At 40.4% G+C, this 25,276-nt stretch carries 25 protein-coding genes and 1 tRNA gene; 9 read left to right on the top strand and 17 right to left on the bottom strand.

What is annotated here, in order from left to right; all coding sequences use genetic code 11:
• Positions 1-49: 49 nt before the first annotated feature.
• From JMN32_RS12010 to JMN32_RS12000, 3 genes are all read right to left on the bottom strand, one after another.
• Complete coding sequence (locus tag JMN32_RS12010; protein WP_202856570.1) at positions 50-2,785, bottom strand: CHAT domain-containing protein; 2,736 nt, start codon at positions 2,783-2,785, stop codon at positions 50-52.
• Entirely contained in the window at positions 2,728-4,722 is a 1,995-nt protein-coding gene (locus JMN32_RS12005) for a PKD domain-containing protein (RefSeq protein WP_202856569.1), read from the bottom strand. The genes JMN32_RS12010 and JMN32_RS12005 overlap by 58 nt, the downstream gene beginning before the upstream one ends.
• Before the next feature lie 196 nt (positions 4,723-4,918).
• The gene (locus JMN32_RS12000) at positions 4,919-5,920 is read right to left on the bottom strand and encodes a hypothetical protein (RefSeq protein ID WP_202856568.1); all 1,002 of its coding nucleotides are present in this window, start codon (positions 5,918-5,920) and stop codon (positions 4,919-4,921) included.
• 127 nt (positions 5,921-6,047) lie between these two features.
• Between JMN32_RS12000 and JMN32_RS11995 the strand changes: the two genes are divergently transcribed.
• The gene (locus tag JMN32_RS11995) at positions 6,048-6,632 is read left to right on the top strand and encodes an RNA polymerase sigma factor (protein WP_202856567.1); all 585 of its coding nucleotides are present in this window, start codon (positions 6,048-6,050) and stop codon (positions 6,630-6,632) included.
• Positions 6,633-6,635: 3 nt separating this feature from the next.
• Positions 6,636-7,367, top strand: coding sequence for a tetratricopeptide repeat protein (locus JMN32_RS11990; RefSeq protein WP_202856566.1), 732 nt, complete (start codon positions 6,636-6,638; stop codon positions 7,365-7,367).
• 319 nt (positions 7,368-7,686) lie between these two features.
• Here JMN32_RS11990 and JMN32_RS11985 read toward each other — a convergent pair whose 3' ends face one another.
• Positions 7,687-8,319, bottom strand: coding sequence for a carboxypeptidase-like regulatory domain-containing protein (locus tag JMN32_RS11985; RefSeq protein ID WP_202856565.1), 633 nt, complete (start codon positions 8,317-8,319; stop codon positions 7,687-7,689).
• 116 nt (positions 8,320-8,435) lie between these two features.
• Between JMN32_RS11985 and JMN32_RS11980 the strand changes: the two genes are divergently transcribed.
• The 5 genes from JMN32_RS11980 to JMN32_RS11960 all read left to right on the top strand — a co-directional run bounded on the left by JMN32_RS11980 (position 8,436) and on the right by JMN32_RS11960 (position 12,306).
• Positions 8,436-8,819 carry an ArsR/SmtB family transcription factor gene (locus JMN32_RS11980; RefSeq protein WP_155177223.1) on the top strand — a complete coding sequence of 128 codons (384 nt, stop codon included), beginning with the start codon at positions 8,436-8,438 and terminating at the stop codon, positions 8,817-8,819.
• Positions 8,819-9,514: a YjjG family noncanonical pyrimidine nucleotidase gene (locus JMN32_RS11975; RefSeq protein WP_202856564.1), complete on the top strand. Its 696-nt coding sequence runs from the start codon at positions 8,819-8,821 to the stop codon at positions 9,512-9,514. The genes JMN32_RS11980 and JMN32_RS11975 overlap by 1 nt, the downstream gene beginning before the upstream one ends.
• A gap of 78 nt (positions 9,515-9,592) precedes the next feature.
• Entirely contained in the window at positions 9,593-11,224 is a 1,632-nt protein-coding gene (gene pruA, locus JMN32_RS11970) for an L-glutamate gamma-semialdehyde dehydrogenase (RefSeq protein ID WP_202856563.1), read from the top strand.
• Positions 11,225-11,391: 167 nt separating this feature from the next.
• Entirely contained in the window at positions 11,392-11,913 is a 522-nt protein-coding gene (locus JMN32_RS11965; protein ID WP_202856562.1) for a response regulator, read from the top strand.
• Between the two features lie 192 nt (positions 11,914-12,105).
• Positions 12,106-12,306: a LysM peptidoglycan-binding domain-containing protein gene (locus JMN32_RS11960; RefSeq protein ID WP_202856561.1), complete on the top strand. Its 201-nt coding sequence runs from the start codon at positions 12,106-12,108 to the stop codon at positions 12,304-12,306.
• A 162-nt stretch (positions 12,307-12,468) separates the two neighbouring features.
• On the opposite strand, the gene JMN32_RS11955 is transcribed toward JMN32_RS11960, so the two are convergent.
• Both JMN32_RS11955 and JMN32_RS11950 read right to left on the bottom strand, forming a co-directional pair.
• A tRNA-Asn gene (locus JMN32_RS11955) sits at positions 12,469-12,542 on the bottom strand.
• A 122-nt stretch (positions 12,543-12,664) separates the two neighbouring features.
• Positions 12,665-13,903: an Nramp family divalent metal transporter gene (locus JMN32_RS11950; protein WP_202856560.1), complete on the bottom strand. Its 1,239-nt coding sequence runs from the start codon at positions 13,901-13,903 to the stop codon at positions 12,665-12,667.
• A 215-nt stretch (positions 13,904-14,118) separates the two neighbouring features.
• Here JMN32_RS11950 and JMN32_RS11945 point away from each other — a divergent pair, with 215 nt between their 5' ends.
• Positions 14,119-14,541, top strand: coding sequence for an Hsp20/alpha crystallin family protein (locus JMN32_RS11945; RefSeq protein WP_202856559.1), 423 nt, complete (start codon positions 14,119-14,121; stop codon positions 14,539-14,541).
• A gap of 61 nt (positions 14,542-14,602) precedes the next feature.
• Here the strand turns inward: JMN32_RS11945 and JMN32_RS11940 are convergent, their stop codons facing one another.
• Both JMN32_RS11940 and JMN32_RS11935 read right to left on the bottom strand, forming a co-directional pair.
• Positions 14,603-15,496, bottom strand: coding sequence for a hypothetical protein (locus JMN32_RS11940; RefSeq protein WP_202856558.1), 894 nt, complete (start codon positions 15,494-15,496; stop codon positions 14,603-14,605).
• A 112-nt stretch (positions 15,497-15,608) separates the two neighbouring features.
• Entirely contained in the window at positions 15,609-16,886 is a 1,278-nt protein-coding gene (locus tag JMN32_RS11935) for a CHASE2 domain-containing protein (RefSeq protein WP_202856557.1), read from the bottom strand.
• Positions 16,887-17,003: 117 nt separating this feature from the next.
• Here JMN32_RS11935 and meaB point away from each other — a divergent pair, with 117 nt between their 5' ends.
• Positions 17,004-17,981, top strand: coding sequence for a methylmalonyl Co-A mutase-associated GTPase MeaB (gene meaB / locus JMN32_RS11930; protein WP_202856556.1), 978 nt, complete (start codon positions 17,004-17,006; stop codon positions 17,979-17,981).
• Here the strand turns inward: meaB and JMN32_RS11925 are convergent.
• The 9 genes from JMN32_RS11925 to JMN32_RS11885 all read right to left on the bottom strand — a co-directional run bounded on the left by JMN32_RS11925 (position 17,976) and on the right by JMN32_RS11885 (position 25,179).
• Positions 17,976-18,689 (bottom strand): Dph6-related ATP pyrophosphatase, encoded by a 714-nt coding sequence (locus JMN32_RS11925; RefSeq protein ID WP_202856555.1) that lies wholly within the window; start codon positions 18,687-18,689, stop codon positions 17,976-17,978. The genes meaB and JMN32_RS11925 overlap by 6 nt on opposite strands.
• Positions 18,682-19,242: an alpha-ribazole phosphatase gene (gene cobC, locus JMN32_RS11920; RefSeq protein ID WP_202856554.1), complete on the bottom strand. Its 561-nt coding sequence runs from the start codon at positions 19,240-19,242 to the stop codon at positions 18,682-18,684. The genes JMN32_RS11925 and cobC overlap by 8 nt, the downstream gene beginning before the upstream one ends.
• Positions 19,227-20,000 carry an adenosylcobinamide-GDP ribazoletransferase gene (locus tag JMN32_RS11915; protein ID WP_202856553.1) on the bottom strand — a complete coding sequence of 258 codons (774 nt, stop codon included), beginning with the start codon at positions 19,998-20,000 and terminating at the stop codon, positions 19,227-19,229. The genes cobC and JMN32_RS11915 overlap by 16 nt, the downstream gene beginning before the upstream one ends.
• Positions 19,997-21,049 (bottom strand): nicotinate-nucleotide--dimethylbenzimidazole phosphoribosyltransferase, encoded by a 1,053-nt coding sequence (gene cobT, locus JMN32_RS11910; RefSeq protein WP_202856552.1) that lies wholly within the window; start codon positions 21,047-21,049, stop codon positions 19,997-19,999. The genes JMN32_RS11915 and cobT overlap by 4 nt, the downstream gene beginning before the upstream one ends.
• Position 21,050: 1 nt before the next feature.
• On the bottom strand, positions 21,051-21,554 hold the full coding sequence (locus JMN32_RS11905) for a bifunctional adenosylcobinamide kinase/adenosylcobinamide-phosphate guanylyltransferase (RefSeq protein WP_202856551.1): 504 nt from the start codon (positions 21,552-21,554) through the stop codon (positions 21,051-21,053).
• Positions 21,551-21,670 carry a DUF5522 domain-containing protein gene (locus JMN32_RS11900; protein WP_238354461.1) on the bottom strand — a complete coding sequence of 40 codons (120 nt, stop codon included), beginning with the start codon at positions 21,668-21,670 and terminating at the stop codon, positions 21,551-21,553. Before JMN32_RS11900 ends, JMN32_RS11905 begins: the two co-directional genes overlap by 4 nt.
• Positions 21,671-21,702: 32 nt before the next feature.
• Entirely contained in the window at positions 21,703-22,089 is a 387-nt protein-coding gene (locus JMN32_RS11895) for an acyl-CoA thioesterase (protein ID WP_202856549.1), read from the bottom strand.
• A 71-nt stretch (positions 22,090-22,160) separates the two neighbouring features.
• Positions 22,161-23,249: a YncE family protein gene (locus tag JMN32_RS11890; protein WP_202856548.1), complete on the bottom strand. Its 1,089-nt coding sequence runs from the start codon at positions 23,247-23,249 to the stop codon at positions 22,161-22,163.
• A 13-nt stretch (positions 23,250-23,262) separates the two neighbouring features.
• Positions 23,263-25,179, bottom strand: coding sequence for a TonB-dependent receptor plug domain-containing protein (locus JMN32_RS11885; RefSeq protein WP_202856547.1), 1,917 nt, complete (start codon positions 25,177-25,179; stop codon positions 23,263-23,265).
• Positions 25,180-25,276: the final 97 nt, after the last annotated feature.

Here is a 25,276-nt window from a genome sequence, read left to right as displayed (position 1 = left end):
AATATTAGGGATATTTTATTACTTACGTAAGCACAAAGTCAAAAAAATTTCACTTCAATTTCCGGTAATACGACCATACTCCCACTCCAACCACTGCTACTACCACAAAAAGCATGTAAAGGCTGAATCCCAGCTCTTGATTTATACCATCCGAATCATGACCTCCATAATATACAAATGGAGCCCAATAGTAAGGTGATTTTTTATCCACACCAACGTTTCTATCTTTCAGGTAATCTAACTTGGCCTGATGCAGAGCATCATAGGCCAATGGCTCTTCATTATAGTTTCTGTAAAAATTTGCCATTAGCCTTGATGTGGAGTAATCATTTACTTTCCATAATGACAGTACTATATTATTTACCCCGGCATGTAAAAAGCCGGTGGCCAAACTCAAAGGCCCTTCACCTTTATAAAGCTTTCCTATACCAGTTTCACATGCACCCAACACCAGCAGCCGGGTATTTAAATCAAGACCAAACACCTCAGGCAGATACAATGCTGAATCCGCAAAAGCCACAGAGGGTGGCTCATGAAAGCCGCCAGGCTTCGCATGGGTAGAAAGATGAATGACCGGATAGTCAGGAGCTCGGCTTATAAAAGCCTGCTTAGTAGCCTCATTATTGCTAAGAAAATCGCCATCAAAATATTTACGTATCTCATCAAGCTCATTTTGCGAGTATTTCAGGTAGCGGTCAGTATCCGCAAAGCGCGGAAAAAAACCCAGTACCTTATCAGCAGAAAGCTCCCCTCTTTGAAAATCGTTCAAATAAAGTGCTGCAGAATACTGATAAAAAACGGGGCTTTTATAGATCAGCCAGGGCCATTGACTAAAGTCTGCTGAAGTAGGCTTACCAGTCAACAGAGCTTCAAATGGAATAAAGTTGAGCAGGCCATCAGGGATAATCAGCAAGCCATGATCAACGCTGAAAGGAAGCAGTATACCAAATAACCTCTGCGAAAGGCCTGCAAAGATATCCGGAGCAGCATTGATCTTTACCTCATCAGTAAACTGAGCACCATATTGGATTACGGCCTCTCTAACCTGCTCGATGTCATTGTTTCGATACATTTTTACAGATGAACCATCAAACACAAATGCATACAAAGCCTCTGTACCAAAGAAATACTCCACTAAAGTCAGTTGATTAAGCCTCACCTTGTGCTGTAAACTATCGAGGTTGGTCTGCCCGTTATTTTTAATAGCTAAACCAGGCATTTTCCTTTCAAGCACTTTTAGATCCATCGCAGCTTTGTTCTTCCTGTCCATCAGGTACTCAATAGTGCCCATATCAGCCTGCTTCCCTTTTAGCTGCTCCTGCACCAAAGCAGCTTCTGCCCTTGATCTGCGCAAAGCCAATTTCTTCCTTTTCACGAATAAGGGGTCTCCTGCAAAACTTTCCCATGCCATTCGATTATACAATTTATCTTTAAGCGCTATTGACTTGGTCATTTCAGCCACCTCAAAGGCTTCTCTGATATACCGAATGTCTTTAGTCAATACAAATAACCTATAAAATAACGCCAGCATCTGCTCTGCACGCCAGCGGTTCTCGCCCTGCTGCAAGTACTTGGACTCATTGTATCCATAGTTTTGCTTCAACCTTTCCTCTACACTAAAACTCTTCTTGTAGCAGGTAATGGCCTGATCCGGCGAATCAAGTGATACAAAAACATTCGCCATACCATCAAATATCTCTTTGAACGTATTCTCTGCATACAACATCTCCTCAGAGGGAAACCATTTGTACGGTTTAAACTGAGGGATCAACTGCTGAAGCGCCTGGTTATAATTATTTAAAGAACCACCATAGTCACCCATCGCAGAAAGTATCCCAGCCTCCAGCACAATCACTTTTGCATACTCCCTTGACTTTACCAATGGATGAGCTTCCATTAAATGTCTTGCTTTACCCAAATAGTTCAAGGCTTCCGCACTATCGCCTTTCATTAGGCTGATTGATGACAGTATGCTATATACATTGGTTAAATAACCTAAATCTTCCACTGCCTCCATTTTTTCAAAAGCCTGAGCAGCTTTCAGGGCATATGCCCTGGCTTCTGTAAGCTCATTTATATTCAGGTAATTTTTCGCAAGGTTAGAATAGACAAGGCCCGCCTTTCCCGGACTGCTATTTCGGGCCGTGCTTAAAACCTCTATTGCCTCCTTATTTTTGCCTGTATCATGATAAACAATGGACAGGTTAATCAATGCCGAAACTTGCTGATCTCTCAACCCTTTCTTTTGAGCCTCTAGTAAATAGCTCTTAATAATACTTTCTGCACTAGCATAATCCCCAAGTATACTGTAGGCATTCCCCAATGGTTTGAGACAATATTCAATAATATCAAACCCATCAATAGCGAACCTCTGATCATAACTCCAGGCTATCTCATAGGCCCTTACCGCCTCATCAACTAGACTGTACTGCAAGAGATAATAACCCTTATTGCATAGAAAAATGGTACTGGCTAGGTACTCCTGCTTATTTTTGGGATCTCTCCACTGTTTCTCATCTGCCTCTTCAAATAAATAGAGACGCTCGTAAGTCGGATCTTTCAGAAATTCATCCAGATAAGTGTAAATAAACGCATCTAGGCTATCCTGTTTGATAAGCTCATCTATTCGCTGCTGAAATGCCTCCCCACCAGCAACTGATTGTTCAGTAGCAATCGAACAAAAGGCTATACTAAAACTAAGGAGAAACCTGATTAACATATCAAAATCTAAAATTTCCAGAGCAAGTAAAATGCCCAGATGTGGTGTGGGGCATTGAGCTGCCATATATACCTTGCCCCCACAATTGGACCTATCCTGATCGAGCCCAAGTTTAGGTCTGCAAAAGCACCTGGATTAATTTCGAACCTACTATCTCGCTCATCATAAACAATAGTTTCATTGGGTTTATTCTGATTAGGCTCTATTCTATTTTGAGGAAACTCAATAAAATACTCGTAATCAGAAGTTTGCTCAAGCTCTTCATACAATCTACCAGATATCTGTACTCCTCCCCCTACTCCAATAAATTTATTAAAGTTGTATCTGTATGATATCGGAACCAAAGTAATATCCATATACTCATAATCCATCTGCTCATCGACTACAGTAAGGTCCATAATACCAGAGCCCGGCTCCAGTTCCGTTCTCAATTCATAACTCCGGCTATTATCATAAGTGCCTTTACTAATCTGAAGTTCGGCCTGCAAGTATCCCCGATATGGCTTGTAGGGGGAGGCCGTGATACCAATAAAGTAATTCGTACTATTGTGGAGCAGTGCTATAGAATTGTAGCCTGACATTACACCCAATGACAGCCCAGGCTTGAAATGAGTCTTGCTAAAGTTGGTAAGTATAGGCTCATTCTTATCAAAAATAATAGCTGTACGGCTGGCAGAGTTTATTTTAGGCGCTTTGTCTTTCATCTTTACACTATATCTCACAAAACCCTTAGTAGAATCATACTTATACACCCCTTTCTGGTTGCTTCCTGGCAGATAGATGTTATTAAAAATAAAAGAGACCTGCTTTTCTGAAAAGACCGTATCGATACAACTATAACTCACACGCAATGAGTCACTATCCGGACAAACAGGACACTCCGGATAAGTATCAAGTATTTTAAGGGTATTTTTATCGATGATTTCGGGCACATTAACATTCAGCCTTATGGTGGTAGCCGGGCCCTCTCCATTATTTTGAAAGCGAACTTTATATTTCAGTCTCTTTTTATCCACCAGTCGATAATTAATCCGCGTATCAGAAACCGCCATTTTATTAGGGTCGTGAGAAGTAGTGATCTCCATTTCAAGATCTTTGACATGGTGACTTTCAGATCTTTCATCAGGTACAAAGACACCTCTTATTTTTACTATAGCACTGGTGTCCTTGAGCATTTCGGGAGTAGTTTTAATGGTGAAGAATACATTTCTCTCCTCCTTTGGGGCAAGATCTTCAAACCTAAATATGAGCTTATCCCTAAACTCCTGCTCTGACTCCTCTTCGGTAATAAAAACATGATTTCTTATAGAATCGCCCGGGTTTTGAAAAAAGGGAAACGGACGCCCTCCCAGACTAGCCGATGCCAAGGCCATGTCAGGTACTCCCTTGGAATTGGTATTGAAATGGGCTGACAAAAGCATATCTTCAGCCGGCTTTTCATTATGATGAGTTCTTACATCACTGATCTCAAAATTGTTAGCTCTATATTTTCGCTCATTATAATAAACATACAACTTCCCATTAGTAGCATAGCCCAAATCGTTTCTGTATTTCATCACTACAACCATTTCCTCATCGGGCACCGGCTCTCTGGTCTTCAGCATAGCCAGCCCCTGAAAATCCCTCTCGGTAGAAAGTGGATCCGACTGATGGTTTATTTTGCTTACATTAATGGTTTTAGGACGGCTTGGCGGTGGTTTACCATTGTCATAATTATTAGTAACCTGAAGTCTGACGTTATATTCTCCCCTATTCTTATACACATGCTCTGGTTTCTCTTCAAAACTGAAATGCCCATCTCCAAACTCCCAAAAATAGGTATAAAACGCCTCCGGAGCACCTGAAATCTGCACCAAAGGTGGGGCATCTGCTTTAAGCTCTACTTTGTTTTCATATTGATTATATAGTATTTCAGCTTTTCTGGCAGTGGTATCCGTAACCAGTTGAGCCTTCACCATATAGCTGTGAGAGAGTATAGTTATGAAAATAATGATCCGTTGCATGGTAGTGGTTAAGTTGATATCTCCCTATGAGGGAAAAGCTAAGCGATAATATATCAAAAATATAGTTCAAGCCAAATATAGTGTTCGTATGGCAGGTGTTTCAAATTTTGATAAACCTGCCAGCTGACACACCACAAATCGCTCAACCCTCTCCTTTTCCAAGGAGAGGGACTGGGTAGTTATTGATAATTCCCAACTAGGGAAGTGCTTCAACCAGCTGTATAAGCTCCGCCTCTGTTATTGGGCTTAGATCACCTATGATCTCTACATGATTTTCTGTAATTGTAGCCCCTTGAATAGCATAGTAATACTGATCATCTATCACTGATAGCACTATGAAATGCACCTCTAACCCAATCGGAATTTGACCGTAGTGCTCTGTAAAAAGCTCCGTTTCCTCATCATACACATCAAGCTTAGCCAATGCCGTAGGTTCTCCGTCATAAGAAAGGAAAACACCGCAATTGGTATTATCATAACCTTCTGGCACATCTACAAACAGAGTTGTTTTAGGCCTCGGATCGCTATACCATCTGTCAATATTTGTCCATCCAAAGTTATCTGCAAAGCCGTAGTATACACCTCCGCCTTCACCATTCCCTCCCTGAGCATCTCCTGCCTCAAGTCGCCCATTGGCCTGCTCCCATATCACATCACAATCTACCTCCACGCAATCCTCGTTTTCATTTACAAATAACTGCATACCCATATCAAGATTATCAGTCTCCACCATAATTTGAAAACCAATACCGGGCATAAGCTGCAGTTGCTCTCCATCTTTTTGTGCATTTACAAAAAACTCACCACCGGAAACGAGAGTAGCAATAGAACCATCTTCCTGACGACCACGGGTAGACTTATCCCCTAAAAGCATCTGTGCCTTATCATAAAGCTCTATAAATTCAATGTCGATATCACCGGTTACTTCATTTCCCTGAGCGTCCTGCATGGAGTTCGGACTAAAATATAGGTAAGTACCCTGAGCACTGGTAACAGAACCTCCATTATCAATATTAATAGAGAAAGTCTGGGTTTCAGATTCCAGAAACTCCACGTACTTATTCTGCAATGCCTCTCCATCAGGAACTTTCACATCAGGGTTAGGTATCTCCTGATCATCATTGTTACACCCAATGAGGGTGACAGACATCATACTAAAAATAAAAACAAGATTGGTTAAAAATTTCAAAGTTTTCATGATTTTCAATTTTTTGATTACACCCCTAGATCAACTGCCTCACAAATTGTTACCCATCCGGAAGAAGTTTTTTTAAATAAAATTTCAGAAGACAAAAAAATGAACTTGTTTAGCACTCTTGCCCACAATGGATAGCCCAAAAGCTCATAGCGACCAACGGTATATTGAAGCGCTTCTTCATAATGACAGCGTCATGGTCAGAGAGATCTATGAAAAATTTTCCGGCAAAGTGGTAGCCTTTATAAAAAAGAATAATGGTGATGACAGCGATGCGAGAGATGTTATACAGGAAACATTAATAGTGATATACAAGCAGGCATTCGAAAAAAAATTGGTGCTCACATGCCCTTTTGATGCTTATTTTTTTCTGCTGTGCAAGAGAAGGTGGTGGAATAAACTAAAAAATACTGACCGTAAGGAGGTAACAATTGAAGAAGATCTTGCATCTGTTGACAGACAAAGCGAACAGACTGTTGACAGTACTGAATTGTATGAACTAAAAAGTAAGCTGCTAATAGATAAGTTAAATGCAATGAGTGAAAAATGTCGTGAGCTGATCAAGCTTACCATGAAAATAGACTCTATGAAAACTGTAGCTGAAAAACTTGGCGTATCGTATGCCTATGTGCGAAAGAAAAAATCGATATGCATGGGACATTTAACAGAGCTAGTTCGTAAATCAAAGGAATATAAGAACATTAACGAGTTGTAGCCTATGAATGCGGAAGAATATCACCTTATAGAAAAATACCTGAATAATGACCTGACTGAGGATGAGCAGAACGATTTTGATTCCAGAATGGAGGATGAACAATTTGCGAAAAAAGTAAGGGTATATAAAGAGGTAAGCGAAAGTCTTAAGGCCCAGGAGAAAAGTAAGCACGGGGAAGAAGACCTTAAGTTAACATTAGAAGCCGTTTCATCTGAGTTTTTTGCATCATCAAAGAAAAATGGAAGAACCATACCCTTACGCAACATCTATTGGGCAGCCGCTGCATGTATTGTGTTAGCTCTTAGTTTTGTATTTATTATTAGCTGGCCATCAGGCCCCAACTATAACGATTACTCTGATTATGAGCCCCTGACACTCTCCAGTAGAAGCGAAAATCAGTCACTTACAATGGCTGCTGAAGAAGCTTTTAACGGCAAGAAGTACACTGAAGCTGCTAAACTTCTAAACCAACTACTCAAAGCGGACCCTGAGAACCCCAGATTAAAAGTTTATCTGGCCATCTCATATATCGAAATTGACAACTATACAGCAGCCGAAAATCTGCTGACAGATGTAGCACAGGGCAAATCAGTATTTCAGTCAGCCGCAAGTTGGTATCTGGCTCTTGGCTATCTCAGACAGGATAAGACCAATGCCTGTAAAAAGCAACTAGAACAAATACCGGAAACCTCCCCATATTTCAATAGATCAAAAGAGTTACTAGATAAACTTTGACCCTTGGTCCTGTTTGTAAGTTTAAATAGTCTGCTGGTAACAAATTCTGCCATTTACGTTTCCTGGCTCAATCTTCCCAATAATAAACAAAATCCCAAAAGTAGAGCTCAAAACCAACAAACCCATCTCAAAAGCAGCGATTAAACCACTTTAAAGAGGATTTTAGAATTTGGCACGCCTTCTGCTGTTCTTATATTAAAAGAAAACTTTACTACAATGAAAGGTGCAGAATTTAGATTTTACAAGTGGCTGATTGGCGTGGTGTACTTAGTACTATTTATTCTTATTATCGTATCTTTTGCGATATAGACCCGATCAATTAGTTTTTATTTTTCAAGGATTTGAAAAACCTGGCCCAATTAAATGGATTTAATAATGGGTTGGGTCTTGGGCCGAATTTATCCCCCTGATACTGCACCCAGTTATCAATATAGTATCTATGATTCATATTAGCATCCATAGGCGTGGTCTGCAACATCAGGGCCAGCAACTCATCATTTAGGTTTTCATTATTTACATCCTCTCTTACAGGCAGATTAAGAGCTAGCACAGCCTCTTTAAAAACCTCTTCTGTTGGAAAAGGCATGATCTCAACGGTTTCCAAAAAGGTTGTATCAGAAACCAGTTCAATCAATATCGTCAGGTTTTCCTTATCGGTATCAGGTATTCTGTAGTATTGCTTTTCATAGCCAATCGCACTGATCACGATTTCATCACCCACAAGCGTAGGCATTGAAAAATACCCAACCCGGTTAGTGGTTGTTCCTCTCCCGGCTTTTGGCACATACACATGTACTCCAGGAATGCCGGACACACTGTCCTCTCCCAGTACAATACCAGAAAGCTGAATTACTTTTTTCTTACCTTGAGCCTGAGCATCAACCTTGGATAGGACGAGCACTGCAACCAGCAATACCGCAAGCCATAAATACTTTCCACGAACCTTTTTCAAACACTTCAACGTACTAAAACTATGGATGTATAGGATTTCGAAGATATCAATTGAACGCCAATTTTCCTTATAATGTTCAGTATTTATTTTAATTTTGATTCAACCAGACCTTAACCATGAGATTAAAAAATTTTAGTTTGTCCTTTGGCTCCCAAATCTTCAAAGCTTGCTCTGATGAATCCCGGCTTCGCATACTTCACCTTATATTCAAAAATAAGGAGATGTGTATTTCTGACTTAGAACTGATCCTGGATTTCACCCAGACCAAAACATCAAGACATCTTATATACCTGAAAAATTCAGGTATATTGAACACACGCAAGCAAGACCAATGGGTATTCTATCATTTAAAAGATGAGGTCTATGACATCATCAACCAAATATTTCAATTCCTACAAAAGGATCAGGTTCTACGTGGTGACCTTGAGGCTTATAAAACGATGTATTCAAACAGAGAACTGGCATTAAACAAACTACAGACGAGAAACTGGCAGAGCTAATGCAGAAATACAAAGTAATTTTATTTGATCTTGACCACACCCTATGGGATTATGATAAAAACTCTCGAGAAACCCTGAATGAAATTTACATCAACTACAAACTCAAAACCCTCTGCGGCTTTTCTTTTGATCAGTTCAACTACCGCTTCAGCAAGGTAAACTCAGGGCTTTGGCGCCAGTATGACCATGGGCTAATTGATCGGAGTACGATAAGAAAGGAGCGCTTTAACCGAATCCTGAATCATTTTCGCATCCAGGACTCTGAGCTTGCTCTTCGCATGGCTGACGACTACCTAAATATCTGTCCTACCAAAACAAACCTATTGCCTTTTGCTCATGATGCGCTCTCATACCTGAAACAAAAATATGACATGTATATCCTGACCAACGGTTTCGACGATGTACAGGAAATAAAGCTGTCAAAATCCAACCTAAAAAGCTACTTCAGTGGCATGATAACCTCAGAGACTATAGGCCACCGCAAACCTTCAAAAGAGATATTCAACCACGCTTTAGAGGTAGCCGGTTCGGCCTGCCACAACACCTTGATGATTGGCGACAACCTCCTGGCTGATATTCTCGGAGCCAAGGGTGCATCTATCGATTCCGTCTATTTCAATCCGTTGCAGAAAGAGCACCGAGAAAGTATACACCTGGAGATCAATTGCCTGAGCCAGCTTATGAATATCCTGTAGCCCGGTCGGATTTTACAAAGTAATGGCTTAAATTTGCATGCCTAAACACATCATTTCTTACATAATTATTTATAGAGTATGCCAAAAGGAGTTTACAATGTACCGTTCCCTGAAAATGAGCCGGTACTTGCTTACGGACCGGGTTCAGCTGAAAAGGCTAGTTTGAAAAAGGCTATTGAAGAAGCCAGAGCTAAACAGGCTGATATTCCCATGTACATCGGTTCTGAAGAAATCAGAACTGGTAAAAAGTTGCCCTTAAATCCTCCTCATGACCATCAGCATGTGCTGGGGTATTTCCATGAGGGAGATTCTTCACATGTACAGCAAGCTATAGATGCAGCTTTAGGTGCTAAAGAAGCATGGGCAGAGTTATCATGGGAGCACAGAGCCAGCATATTTTTAAAAGCGGCCGATCTCATTGCCGGTCCTTACCGCGCCAGGATCAATGCAGCTACTATGCTAGGACAGTCTAAAAATGCTTTCCAGGCTGAGATCGATTCCGCTTGTGAGCTAATTGACTTCCTCCGTTTCAACGCACATTACATGACCGAGATCTATCAGGATCAGCCTGAGTCTTCTCCAGGTGTATGGAACAGGCTTGAGTACCGTCCTTTAGAAGGTTTCGTGTTCGCCATTACTCCATTCAACTTCACTGCTATTGCCGGAAACTTGCCTGCATCAGCGGCATTGATGGGTAACACTGTAGTTTGGAAACCTGCTTATACGCAAATCTATTCTGCTCAGGTTATCATGGAAGTATTTAGAGAAGCAGGATTGCCTGATGGTGTTATCAACCTGATATACGTTGACGGACCCGTTGCAGGCGATGTGGTATTCAACCACCCTGATTTTGCTGGCCTTCACTTCACAGGCAGCACTGGCGTATTCCGTCATCTATGGAAAACTATCGGCCAGAACATTGACAAGTACAAAACATACCCTAGAATAGTTGGTGAAACTGGAGGTAAAGACTTTATAGTTGCCCACAAGTCGGCGAATGCCAAAGAAGTTGCAACTGCTATTGTAAGAGGTTCTTTCGAGTTCCAGGGACAAAAATGTTCTGCAGCTTCAAGGGTTTACGTTCCTGGCAACCTTTGGGATGATGTGAAAAAATACATTCAGGAAGACCTGAAAGATATCAAAATGGGGGGAACTGAGGACTTTAGCAATTTCGTCAATGCCGTTATCGATGAAAAAGCTTTTGATAAAATCGCCGGATATATCGATTATGCCAAAAACAATGACATGAGTGAGATCATTGCAGGTGGTGGATGTGATAAATCTAAAGGGTATTTTATTGAGCCTACAGTTGTAGTAACCAAAGACCCTCAGTCAAAAACTATTTGCGAGGAAATCTTTGGACCAGTGGTAACAGTTTATGTATATCAGGAAGAGCGATTTGAGGAAACTCTGGAACTAGTTAACAGCACTTCTCCTTATGCACTTACAGGCTCTATCATTTCCAAAGACAGGTATGCTATTGAGCTTGCTTCTAAAAAACTGGTAAACGCTGCTGGTAACTTCTACATCAATGACAAACCAACAGGTGCAGTAGTAGGTCAGCAACCATTTGGAGGAGGAAGAGCTTCAGGAACCAATGACAAAGCAGGTTCAGCACTCAACCTGCTGAGATGGGTATCTCCAAGAACTGTTAAGGAGACTTTTATACCACCAACAGATTACAGATATCCTTTTCTTCAGGAGGGGTAAAAGATAAATACTGAAATAGCAAAGGCGGGGGTTAAACCTCGCCTTTTTTTGTATCTTAAACAGTATTTTACAAAAAGTTATGAAAATAAATCAAAAATGCTATTTTTGTATACATGTAAGTTTTGTAAAGGAAGAAAAACCTTAAACACCCCATAACCCTTACCTGAATGCCACGATTTTCTTTGAGCAAGGTAGACGATTACCGCAATACGCGATCGCTTCAAAACGATATTATCCGTATTAAATTCCCTTCAGAATTGGCTGCCGCCAAGGAGGTTAAAAAAGAAGAATTACTGGTGTTTGTGGTTGACGATGACCCTCATTTTCTTCAGATATTAAATACACATTTCAGCAAACTGGAGATCAAATCAGACACAGACAACCTCTACAAATTCAAGGTAAGAAATTTTGCAACTGGTAGAAGTTGTATCGAAAACCTCTCACTGAACCCTGACCTTATCTTACTTAACTTCTATATTAACAAAGGCCTCCCTAATGCCCTAACAGGTCAGGAAACTTTAGAAAAAATAACTAACACAAACCCAAATCAGAAGGTACTCATTTTAAATGACATCGATGTTAATCTTCGGGATGCATTTGTTGAAAATGGTCTCCGGGATTACATCATCAAAGACAATGAAGCCCTAATGGAGCTTAACAGACTGGTTATTGATATCCTGAACCATTAACCTTAATTAGACGCTTCAATCTTCACCAAATCACTATTTAACCCAGCCTTTTCGATCAGTTGCTAATCATTGTCCAGATACCACTACCCACCCCCTGAAATTTACTCTGGCATACTTTTTACACCATTACTCAATAAAGTATCGTATAACTGGATTCGCTCAAAGGCCAAAATCCACAACCCCTCCATAACCATGACAACACAAATAAAAAGTAAAGGCATCAGAACAATACATATAGTCAAGGAAAGTGAATCTCTCACTACTATAGCCAGAGAATTTTACGGAAACCCTTCACTCTGGAAGCATATTTACGAAGCCAATATTGATAAAATCAAAGGTCCCAACAACATAAAAACAGGCCAGAAACTGATCATACCAAATCTTCCTAAATAGCAATGAAGTTAAAACATTGTGGAATAAGTACTCCACAAATGAGAAGTATTTTACACTAGGCTCCCCGCTTCTTCAAGGTGAAACCTGAAAATAGTGTAACTCTTAAAAAAATAGATACCTAAAACCCTAAACAAAAAAAGCCTGACTTTCGTCAGGCTTCTGCTCCCCCTCTTGGGCTCGAACCAAGGACCTACTGATTAACAGTCAGCCGCTCTAACCAACTGAGCTAAGGGGGAATGATTAAGTATCTTTTCGATATGTTTCCCTCATTTGGGTGTGCAATATTAAAACTTCAGTTTAATATATGCAATAATAATTTCTAAAAATTTAAAGAAATTTTCATTCCCCTTTGAAAACGTCAAATAAGGACATAAAAATAGATCAAAGTAAAAGCTGATAAAAATACCAAGCCTGCCATTGCAAGTAATTTCAGCCACTTAGGCGGCACAAAATCTCCGGTAATATCCTTTGAGAAAATGACTTTATAATTCAAAAATGCCGCCAAGGGTGCTATTACAAATGAAACAATAGTAGCCAGATCAACCAGGCTTTTCAGATCATTTAAAAATTGAGATATCACAAGGAAAGCTCCAACGGCAATCAGTGCAATCCAATAAATGTAGCCTACCTTCTTTTTTCCATCAAAAATCAATTTCACAATTCGCTCCATTGTCCGCCCATATCCATCCAGTACTGTAATAGACGTACTGAACATAGTACTAAAAGCGGCTACTGCTATAATAAAGTAACTCCAAGGCCCTATGGAAGAAGTGTACATACCCAAAAGCTGCCCTGCAAATGCAGGCGCACTGTTTGACAATTCAATACCGCTACCATACATTACCAGAGCTCCAAGCGACAAAAAGATAACAGCCAGCAAAGCAGTAATAGAGTAGCCAATATTAAAGTCCAGCAAAGTTTCTTTTAGCGTGGGCTTATAACCTGTTTGCTTTATCCTGGCTTCAGCCCAAAGACCTGTCCACGTTGACATATCTACGGCCGTAGGCATCCAGCCCATGAGAGCTATCAGAAATATGAGACCACCAGTACTATTCAGCTCCTTTGGAATAAAGCCCTCTACCGGATCAGGACGCCCTTTTGCAAAGGCAACAACCACTGCTGTAATTGTAGAGATTAGCAATACTATACTTACAATTTTTAAAAGACTATCTAAAGCTCCGTACCTACCACTACCTAGCACAATAATACAAACTCCCAAAATGATGGCCGCCCACCAGTTGGTGTTTAACTCTACTCCCATTAGATTACTAAGCAGACCTGCTGCAACAAAAGTAACGGCAGCACTTACAATAAACATAGTAACAATCGTCATGATACCATATACCCATAATATCCACTTACCCACTTTAGCATAACCGTCTAGTATACTTAACCCTGTAGCTCCGGTATAACGAGATGAAAATTCAAAAAACGGATATTTAAAAAGGTTTGCCGCTATAACAGCTATCAATAATGTAAACCCATAATCAGCCCCGGCCCGAGTGGACTGCACCAGATGAGATACACCTATACACATTCCGGCAAATACAATTCCCGGACCTAACGTTTTTAGAAAGTTTCTAACCTTATCGTTCATGTTTAAGCATTTTGCGCCACAAGATATAAAATTCCTTTTCCAAAACTAAATACCCAAAACAAGTCAAGTTGACATTAATTCAGTGTTAAAAGAATATAATAAGTGACATTATGACGCATTAATTAAGGTTTTAGGGGGTGAAATTTGCTCTGGTACAATTTTCAATGGTGTAGAGGTAAAATGAATAAAATAATAAACTTAAATTTTTATAAGCCATGACATTAGTAAGATACAATCCACTAAACGATTTTGTACCAGGCACTTTTGGAGATTTGATAGAGAGTGTTCTCAGAGAAAAAACAAACAGTAATATTAACTTCAAGCCGGCGGTTGACATCTTTAAAGGCGAAAAAGAAATTGAACTACAGCTTTTTGTTCCAGGCATGAAAAAAGAAGATTTTGAAATCAACCTTGAGAACAATGTACTGGAAATAAGTGGAGAAAGGATTTTAAAAGATGAGATGAAGGAGAAACTTCAAAAACAAGAATCCAGTTATGGGAAATTCAGAAGAGCATTTAATCTTTCAGAAGAAATTAATCAAGAAAAAGTCAGCGCTAATTATGCAGATGGCATCCTAACTATCAAATTGCCGCTGATTGAGAAAAAAGATTCTAAAAGCACAATAAAAGTTAGCTAATTAAAAGCAATAAAAAAGCGGCTGCAAAACAGTCGCTTTTTTATTGCTTTTGACTTTCTCTTTATTCATTCAACCTGTTTCTCAACAGAAACTCTACATATGCCTCTCTATAGCTTTCCACTTCAGGAGCTAGTTTTATAGCCTCTTCATAGCTGGTAAGCGCATCAATCAGCAGGTTATTCTCTTCATAGAACCCTGCGAGTATATACTTATTAAGTGCAGTCTCCTGATTAACATCTGACATCAACTCATTTAATGTCCCTTTTACTCGCTCAGCATCTGCCTTAGTCAAACGCTTAATAGCATAAGTGCCTGATTTGATCTCCGCATCACCTTTTGATGCTACTGAAAGTAAAACCACATTCTCTTTAGCAATTTTGCTGTTTGTCAGGTCAAGCTCTATGTTCGGATTTTCAGTTTCCATAGAAAGTAATACGTCATCAAACATATTCTTCAGCGTAACCACATACATGTTCTGACCATCCAGAGAGTCCCATCTAATAATGGCGTTATCATTAAACACTCCTACAGAACTAGGCATAAACACTTGTATAGCATCGCCACTTCCTCTATGCACAGCCCCTGTTGCACTTAATCTGTTCTTCTTTCCTTCTGCCGACATTTTGCTCAATACAAAATCGGCATATTTGCTTGCAACACTGGACCCTCCAGTATTCACCTTGGCAGCCAAATCTGTTATTTTATGATTTCCTGGTGCTTTTACCTCCAGTGTTTTTCCACTTGCATGCACCAAACCCAGATAAGCATTTTCAGAAATAATAAGCTCATCACCATCCTGCAGTGAGGCCCCGGTTTTAAGCGCTTGCCATTCTGAACCTGACTTCACCTTATTTGCTCCTTTATTGGCCAATACTTTAAAAGTATACCCTTGACCAAAGGATGCCCCCACCACAAAAATGAGCATGAACGTTAAAACAAATACATTCTTTTTCATGAGTTTAAATTGATTTTTGATAATCTAAATGAAAACCATACGATCTTCACACATCTGATTTATTATTTTATAATTTCAATAGTAAATAAGATTATTTAAATAATTTAATCTTTTATACTTTTTTACGGCGAATGGTAAACAGTTGTTTCCTGGTTTCTCTGTTAAATAGATTCTTAACCACCCCATAAAAGACCTCCAGACCGTCACCTGCAAGCGCAATTGCAGCAAGTGTAATCACCAAATTTAGCTTAAAACTATATTCACTAAAAACAATTACCATTAAAAATATAATAAGCATTATTTCAGCCAGTTGCACTAACTTAGTTATCCCGTCATACCAATCAGGCAGCTTGAAATACACGTAAGAGAAAAGCGCTACGTTAAGAAAACATATTAATATAGCTACCAGTATTCCTACACCTTCCTTATCCGTTAGTTCATTGACATAATCCTCCTTGAGTATCATAGAAATAATGTTAGCATGTACCACTACACCATACATGTCTGGGTTAGCTTTGCCTGCGTAATTTTTATTTAACGGGGTGAAGAATTTATCGTCCCAGGAGGTGTCAAAAAAATCCGACCCCATAAAACCAAACAAGACTATCTTACCCTTAATCATTTCAGGGACAAAATTTTCATTAAAAACATCGTCTACATCAAGAGCATAAAACATGTTGGGATACCCTGTACGACCAAAGAAATCTACGAGGTTGCCTCTATAATTAATTACTTCAGTGGGTTTATTCCTCCCTTTCAGTTTTTCTACCTTAGCCGGATTATATAATTCTGCCATTTTAACTGCAAAAGCCACTTGCTCCTCCCCTTTTACAATACGTCTTGTAGGGAATGCCCGACAGGTTTTATAGTCCTCCTGATTTTCTGCATCTGTATCAAGGTTAGCAAAAGCCAGGTGCGCCCCTTGACGGAAAAGCTCATGTGAAACCTCCAGTGAATCATAAATATCATCTCCCGAACGTTTTATTTTTAAAGAGTCTGTTTGAAGCAACTTGGTAACCATCACCAGGTTCTTAACCTCAGAAAACGCATTGCTAAGGGCAAGATCACCTAATGTATCTGCACTTCTAAAATTAAAAAAGCTATCAAATCCAATAACGGAGGGGTCATACTGATTGATAATCTGAAGCTGGCGGGCAATTTCTGCCCTGCTCAACATTCCAATATTAACAATGACAATGTTCGTATCAGGGACCGGATCCTCTCTGAGCTGTGAAAAAGCAACATCGGTCATCTCCATATCTTCCAATGCTTCACCTACAGGGTCAAAAGCATCAAAAATCTGAAATTGGGATATATTGAATATCACCAACATAATGCAAAAAATAAAGAGGGTTCCGAGGATACAATCTATCCAGAATTTCCTTCCCATAGACACAGATAATTTTAAAGTAATTCAGCCCATTTTTCGGACAACGCAATAGTAAAAATATAAATTTTAGGCAGTTTTAAGTAATATAATTTAAATTAATGCCTTGATTTGCTGCGTATGACATCAAGAAGGAAAAGACTAAGTGTAAACGAATATGTAGACGGTGTACTAGAAAGTAATACCATAGTTTTAAGCCGTACCATCACCCTTGTCGAAAGTAATCTTACCGAAGATCAGATATTAGCAGAACAGGTACTTGCGAAGATCCTTCCTCACACCGGAAGCTCGAAGCGAATAGGCATTACCGGTGTACCGGGCGTTGGGAAAAGCACTTTTATAGAAGCCATGGGGTTGCATCTTGCTGAAATGGGAAAGAAGCTGGCCGTACTCGCTGTAGACCCCAGCAGCCAAAAAAGTGGGGGAAGTATATTAGGTGACAAAACACGCATGGAACAGCTGTCACACCATCGTAACGCTTATATTCGACCCTCTGCTACCGGAGCATCGCTGGGAGGGGTCGCCAATAAAACCCGGGAAACCATGCTTTTGTGCGAAGCCGCTGGCTATGAAACCATTTTCATTGAGACTGTAGGGGTAGGACAATCCGAAGTGGCCGTCAAAGGCATGGTTGATTTCTTCTTATTACTTATGCTTGCCGGTGCTGGAGATGAACTACAAGGCATTAAAAAGGGCATCATGGAGATGGCTGATGCAATTGCCATTACCAAGGCGGATCAGGAAAATATTGCTGCTTCGAAAAAAGCCAAGGCTGAATATCAAAATGCCCTGCATTTATTCCCTCCATCTGACACGGGTTGGTCTCCCAAAGTATTGACCTGCTCTGCCGTAACGCAGCAAGGGCTGGATGAAATATGGCAAATGATAGAACAATATTTCGATCACATGACATCAGGCCTTGATCAGCTTCGACGACACCAAAATGTAAGCTGGATGCATGAAACCATAGGCTATTTGTTGAAGAACAATTTTTACCATAAGCCGGAAGTAGCCAAACTAATACCTGAAATGGAAAAGCAGGTTGGTTTTGGAAAAATAACACCGCAGGCAGCAGCAAGAGAGTTGATTAGGCTATAGCAGCTCCTGAAACCAGAAACCGGACCGCATAGGAGTAACACTACCATCATCCTCCCTTTTATTATATTCATAGTGTTTCTCCACAATTCCGCCCTTTCTAAAATCTACTTTAGTGCGAAACAAAGGTCCATCGTAAACGAAGGAGTGAAATTCACCATTTTCACCACAGGGGTCTACACCTTCCCTTAAATGATCAATCCACTCGTGGTCAATCGTCTTTCCTACCTGCGTTTTGTTAAACATAGCAGTATTAGCCGCACAGACTGTGGTCTTGAACCCATCATCGATAAACTGCCGGACTAATTCCAGCGTATTCATCTTCCATATTGGGTAAACTCCCTGCATACGCATCGAGCTTAACTGTTTATCCCGATAAGCTTTCAGGTCTTCAAGAAAAATATCACCATACATAACATGCTCTATTCCTGCGGATTTTTGCAATTCACAAAATTTCCTGATCACCTCCTCGTAAGACTGGTGTGAATCATCTTTAGGCAGGTAAATTTTCTCCAAAGGAATATCCAGAGCAAGCGCCTGCGCCTCAATCAAATGTTCAGGCACTCCATGCAAGCCCACTCTTTTTAATTCGGCATCAAAGACAGTGTGCAGGCTTTTCACTTTGTATTCACCTGACGTCAGAAGTTTGAATAATGCATATGCGGAGTCCTTACCCCCGCTCCAACTCACTGTAATGGGAATTTTAGGCATTGAGTTTCTTATTGGCTCTCAAAATCTGGTCATCCAGCTCCACCTTAACCACATCTCCATAATCCAAAGGTCTTTCAAAAGCCCTTTTCAATGGCAACCCCTCCACATGGCACAACACAATCCGAATCACAACACTATGGGTGATCACAGCAACACGATCATATTCTTTTACGACCAATTCAGTGAAAAATGCCCGCACTCGTTCTTCCATAGTTGCCATGCTTTCTCCTGAAGGCACCATTACATTCACAAAGTCCTTCATCCATTGATCAATATGTGCTTTGGGTATATCATCCCACTTCTTCATCTCCCAATCACCAAAATTAAACTCCATGAGTCGATGATCTGTTGAAAAATCTTCAGTCAGGTGTTTGGTCAGATTCAGACAACGCTTCAAAGGACTAGTATAGTAGGCGTCAAATTCTCCAGGCAACTTGCTTTCAACGGTCTTAAACTCTTCAATATAAGTCTCAACAAGATCAAGATCAGACTGACCATAGCATACGCCTTTTTCAATATGTGGAGTGGTATGTCGAATTAAGTAAACTTCCATATAACGAATATTGAAAGATAGAAAATTATTTCTGTTACCTGTTGTGTTGCCCCAAGACAATCCCCTGTATACCCATCAATCCACTTATAAAAATACCGATACAATAACCACGTAGCCATAAGAACAGGTATGAGTAAAAGCAGATACCACACATCTTGCAACAACACTATGGACAACAATCCTATAACAATAGAGATCGCAAAATTGATTGAAGATAATTTTTTAGCTACAGGCTTTACTTTGCTGGTAGCATCTTCTCTGGAATACTCCCCGAAGTAGATCATAAATACGGGAGCCATCCTGCTTATGGCATGCGCAGCTATCAAAACACCCAATAACATTAGAGCATCCACTTGTTCTGTTATTGAAGTCAGCAAAGAAAATTTCATCAATAAGATGAGTGCCAGGCCTGTTACTCCGTACGCACCAATAAGACTATCTTTCATAATCTCAAGAATCTTTGATTTTGTCCATCCTCCACCAAACCCATCACACACATCAGCAAACCCATCTTCATGAAATGCACCCGTAACCAGTATACCAGCAGTCATAGACAGAATAACCGCAACGGAAACCGGAAAAATGAGCATAGACAGCCACAAAACAGCCGCACATACACCTCCGACCAGCCAACCGATCAAAGGGAAATATTTAGTGCATTGATTAAGGTATTCGGCTGAATGATCTACCCACTTTGGACATGGAATGCGTGTATAAAACATCAACGCTGTAAAAAACAGTCGTACCTCTCGTTTCATACGCGGTTTACTTCGTCTCTTCCGGAAACTCCGGCCTCCTCAAAAGAAGCCATCTCATTAAAAAAGTTAATGGATGATTGAATAACCGGATAGGCTACAGCAACACCTGTTCCCTCTCCCAGTCTCATATTAAGCTGAAGTACCGGTTTCACTCCCAGAAACTCCAGAGCCTTTTGGTGCCCAGGCTCTTCAGAAACATGACAAAAAATAGCATAATCCAGGATAGCAGGCTGGAGCGCATGGGCCACCAGAAAAGCTGAAGTTGCAATAAATCCATCAACCAGTACCACCATACCCAATTCAGCCGCGTTCATCATAGCGCCTGACATCATCGCTATTTCGAAACCGCCAAAGGTAGTCAGTACTTCTATTCCATCACTTTGTGCAGGTAATCGATGAAAATCAAGTGCTCTTTGAAGCACTTCCAGCTTTTTGTGCCATTGAGATTCATCAAGTCCAGTACCTTTACCCACACAATCTTTCAAAGGCAGCCCACAAAGCAAACTGGTAATCATACTGGCTGAAGATGTATTCCCAATCCCCATCTCTCCAAACCCAATAATATTACTACCAGTGGCAGCAACTTCCAGAACTACTTCCTCACCTGCCTTTAACGCCCTCCCACATTGCTCAAAGCTCATGGCCTTTCCTGACAGAAAGCTTTTCGTACCCTTACCAACCGACTTGTGTATAAGGCCCGGGTGGTCTGACAAGTCTGCATTAACACCTGCATCAACTATATGTAATTTGATATCATGCTGCTTGCAAAATACGTTGATCGCGGCCCCTCCGTGCAAAAAATTCTGTACCATCTGTACTGTAACCTCCTGCGAAAAAGCACTAACTCCTTCCCTGGCTATGCCGTGGTCAGCTGCAAAAACAACCATGCAGGGTTTTGACAGCTGCAATGAATCAGTTTGTTGGATCAGTGCTACCCGAAGAGCTATCTCTTCAAGCCCCCCTAATGCTCCCTGCGGCTTGGTCTTATTATCTATTTTATGTTGAATATCATTCAGTACCTTGCGGTCACAAAACTTTATGCTTGCCATGTTATTTTACTTTTAAGGGTAAACCTGAAACCATGAAATAGACTTCATCTGCATTTGATGCTATAAATTGATTGATCCAGCCCTGACATTCTACAAAGTCACGCCCGGATTTTGTACTGGCATGTAATCCCATTCCCAACTCATTGGAAATAATGATCAGCACCCCCTGATAGCCTAACAATTTGTTCAGTTCAGCTTTGGCTTCACTTACTACTTGTTCCTTATCTCCTTTATATTTTGAAAAATAATTGGTAAGCCATAAGGTAACACAGTCTACAACCACCGCTCCTTTTTCAGGTAATACTTTTGATATCTCAAATTGTTCTTCAATACTCGTCCAGCGATCATCCCTTTCTTCCTGATGTCGCTTTACCCTTTCCTTGAAATCATCGTCCCAAATTTTGGAAGTTGCCAGATAGTAAGGGTTCCCTGATTGAGCCAAGGCCAAATCCTGAGCATATCTGCTCTTACCCGACCTTTCTCCCCCCGTAATGAAAATGATCATTTCTTATTCTTTTTAAACCCGTACGGACAATGTCGGCAACCGCTCTGACAGCAGTATCCACGCTTCAAATGACAGGCTTCCGTGAAGACATACAGCCCGTTTTCGATGTAGTACATGGACTCCTCTACTTCCCTCCCCTTTTGCAGCTTCATAGTACGCTCACTGGGTTCTTATTATCATCTATAGCCACAAAGGTAAATTCCCCATGAATAGCCTTTTCTCTATCCTCGCAATACATCTGCTCTATAAAAATGTCGACCTGTACCTTAAGACTCGTTTTTCCAACATGCGACACCGTACCAATCAATTCCACCAACGTACCAGCAGGGATTGGATGTTTAAAATCGACCCTTTCTGAAGAAACGGTAACTACACGTTTGCGGGAAAACCGAGTAGCTGCAATAAAGGCCACCTCATCCATTAATTGTAAAGCTGCACCTCCAAATAGGGTATCGTAGTGATTTGTTGTATTTGGGAAAACAGCCTTAAAAATGGACGTTTTAGACTGTTGTATTCTTGTTTCAATATCCGTCATTAATCTTTTATTTTAAAAAACATTCTACAGAAACTGCTGTGAGTCTCTATAGAATGTCTCTGTTTACTACATTATCTGAATGCGCATCCGTTTGGCGCAATACCCGCAGTATACTTGTCGATGAGTTCACCAGCACTACTGTAACGATATACGGTACCGGCGGAGGTGTAGTTAGGAACTTCTGCACCTATAATATTATCCGTAGAAGGATCTACTGACAAACCATAAAAAGATTTTTCAATAAATGGAGTTGACGGTAGCTCGGTTGCATCGATACTCATTTTATAAACTGCTTCTGAAGCGTTAAAATAAAACTGATCTCCAGCATTATTCATTACCACCTCTTTTAATCCTTCGTATACACTGGCAAATTCCAACTTCAATGAAACTTTATCATTAACTATCTTGGCAATAAAAGGTGCAGTACTGTTGGCCTCATCCACCGACCAGTCAGAGTTATATACCTTCTTACCATTACCTGCTACCCAAATATTATTGTTCCTATCAACTTTAATCGCTGAAGGATTATCACCAACTATGATGTTTCCAACAACCTCGTCTGCATTGATATCAATAATAACCACTTTATTATCATACCCCCAGCCACCATTATTGGCCACATATACCTTATCTCCTACGCGCACCAATTTGTTAGCTCCCTGACCTACATCAATAGTTTTAATCACTTTTAGCGTCTGAAGATCAACAACCTTGACAGTTCCAGTCACTTTATCAGCTCCCCAATCAGTCACATAACCTTTCGTTTCATCTATACCCAAAAAATACCTTGGCGAAGCTATTCCTGCTTCTGTATTGATAGTTCCTAAAGAAGCGAAGCTCTCCGCATTAATAACTTCTATCTTTTCAGAGTTTTGAACTACAATATAACCGTTACCATTGTGTATGCTCATAGACTGTGCCTGATCGCCCAAAGGCCTGTCTGTGTTGTTAAAAAACACATCGTTGATCATAGTATTAGTGGCTTTGTCAAAATATGAAAGACTGGCATCACCATTACCAAAACCGCCTTCATTAAGCACAAAAAAGCCATCCTGCCCTGGCTGCGGACTGGCACCTTCATCATCAGAACATGCTCCTAATAAAGCAGAAGAGGTGATTAAAAGGCCAAACAATACTCGCTTTAAAAACTGATTTTTCATTTTGGTTTATTCTCTAATTAAATTGATATATAATACTTAAATGATAATTACGCCCAGGCATAGGTCGGGCATTACGTGCCTCATAATCTTTGTCAAAGACATTTTTTACCTGTCCTGAAATTTTGAAACTATGCTTTTGAGAAAGCAGGAACTGACAGGACGCAGAAACTCCTGTCACCACATATGCATCCAGTGTTCTTCTATTGTCACCAGTTATATACTGCTCTCCTACATAAATTTGATTTATTCCAAACGCAAAACGGTTGTGCACCAGATTAACAGCCGCCTTGGCTTGATGCAAAGGTGTATAGGTCACCTGCTTATCAAGTTCCTGAATGCTACCGCCATTGCCAACTTCCTGCTTTGTAGACTTGGTAAGACTATAGTTACTCCATGTTTGTAACTTCCAATCATCTGACAATTGATATCCATATTTCAGGCCTAATTCTACTCCCCGCGCCCAGATTTTCTGCACATTGACCGGACTCCATACAGATTCCACCTCCACCCACTGTATCCATTGCGAAATGGTATTGCTAAAACCAGTAACTTCCAATGACAAACGAGATCTGTCAAATTCCTTCTCTGATAATACACCTATTTCTGCACTCCAACCCAGTTCCGGTTCCAGATCAGGATTACCCATAGCTCCTGCTCCCTTCCAATAAAGGTCGTTAAAAGTAGGGATGCGATAACTTCTGGCCACTTTAGATTTTAAAGAAAAATCATTAGTCAAGGCATAGTTCAAACCTAACGATGGCATGATCGGAGACAAATCTCCGCTGCTCAATGTTTCCCTCAATCCCAAATTAACCTCAAGCTTTTCAGCAATTAATTTTTTAGATGAAATATAAAGACCTGTCTGGTTTCGCAGTGGTATTTCATCTCCATAACTAGCTACTTCTGCCCGATCATAAGTATTATTTATACCTGCATCCAGCCATGTGGATTTACCTAATTTGTAAGTTGCTTCAAACTCACTGATCCAGGACAGTGATTGTGTGTTGGATACATCAGTGATTTTATCATCATACTCCAAATGGTGAAGTACTAAAGCCGACTGCCCACGAAGCATTCTATTCGCTGACTGGTTTTTCCACTTTAAAACCACCCTATGAAACTCATCAGCCTGTGTGGCTTTAGTATTACCACCAGCAGAAGCTGGATCAGGAATATGTACCAGGTTATCCTGATACCAATATTTAAAAGTAATATCACTGTTGTCGGTCAGCTGGTAATACAGTTCAGATAGTACCCCCTGCTGATCTATCGATGCGTTCTTTTGCTCTTCATCCCTAACGGTATATCGGTTATAATATGTAAAATCGTTATCGGCATGATTTACAAAACCTCTCAAGGACAAGCGAACCCGCTGATGCCTCCAGTTTATATTTGCCCCCGTATAGGTGCTGCCAAAACTACCCAGCTGCTGAAAGAACTTACCACTAAAGCCTTCTGATATGGCCACTGCCGTACCTAGATGAATCGCTCCTCCTAATGTACCTGAACCAAAAAGTGACCCTGCGCCACCATACTGAAGAGAAACATCATCTACAAAGCTTACAGGCATAAGGGTTAAATCCAAGCTTCCATTGGTAGGGCTTTGCAGATTTACACCTTCCCAAAAAACTGCTGTATGATTGCTACCTGTACCTCTTACTGATGGTGTAGAAAGGCCGCTCACCCCATACGATCTGATATTAGCTCCTGAAAAGTTGAATAATAATTCAGACAGGCTACTGTAAGCCGTCGACTCTCTATGTATAGATGAAATTTTCTCTACTTTCTCACCAATGGTAAATTTATCCAACCTCGACCCTTGGATGTTAACCGCATCAAGAATCAAAGCAGTGGTATCTTCTTGGGCAGTCACATGCTGCACTAAAAACCCCACAAGTGAAGTCATTAAAATAAATCGCAAATAGCTCATTCATCAACTCTTTAATAAGCCTTAAATAGAAGCCATTTAAGAAATGGGCGGAATAATATATACCCTAGCGTCATTTCTTATAGCCTCAACTCCCGAA

Source organism: Fulvivirga marina, from assembly GCF_016775155.1.
In the GTDB taxonomy this organism is placed as follows: domain Bacteria; phylum Bacteroidota; class Bacteroidia; order Cytophagales; family Cyclobacteriaceae; genus Fulvivirga; species Fulvivirga marina.
The sequence above is the reverse complement of the archived record's forward strand: the minus strand, read 5'-3'. Positions and strand labels throughout refer to the sequence as shown.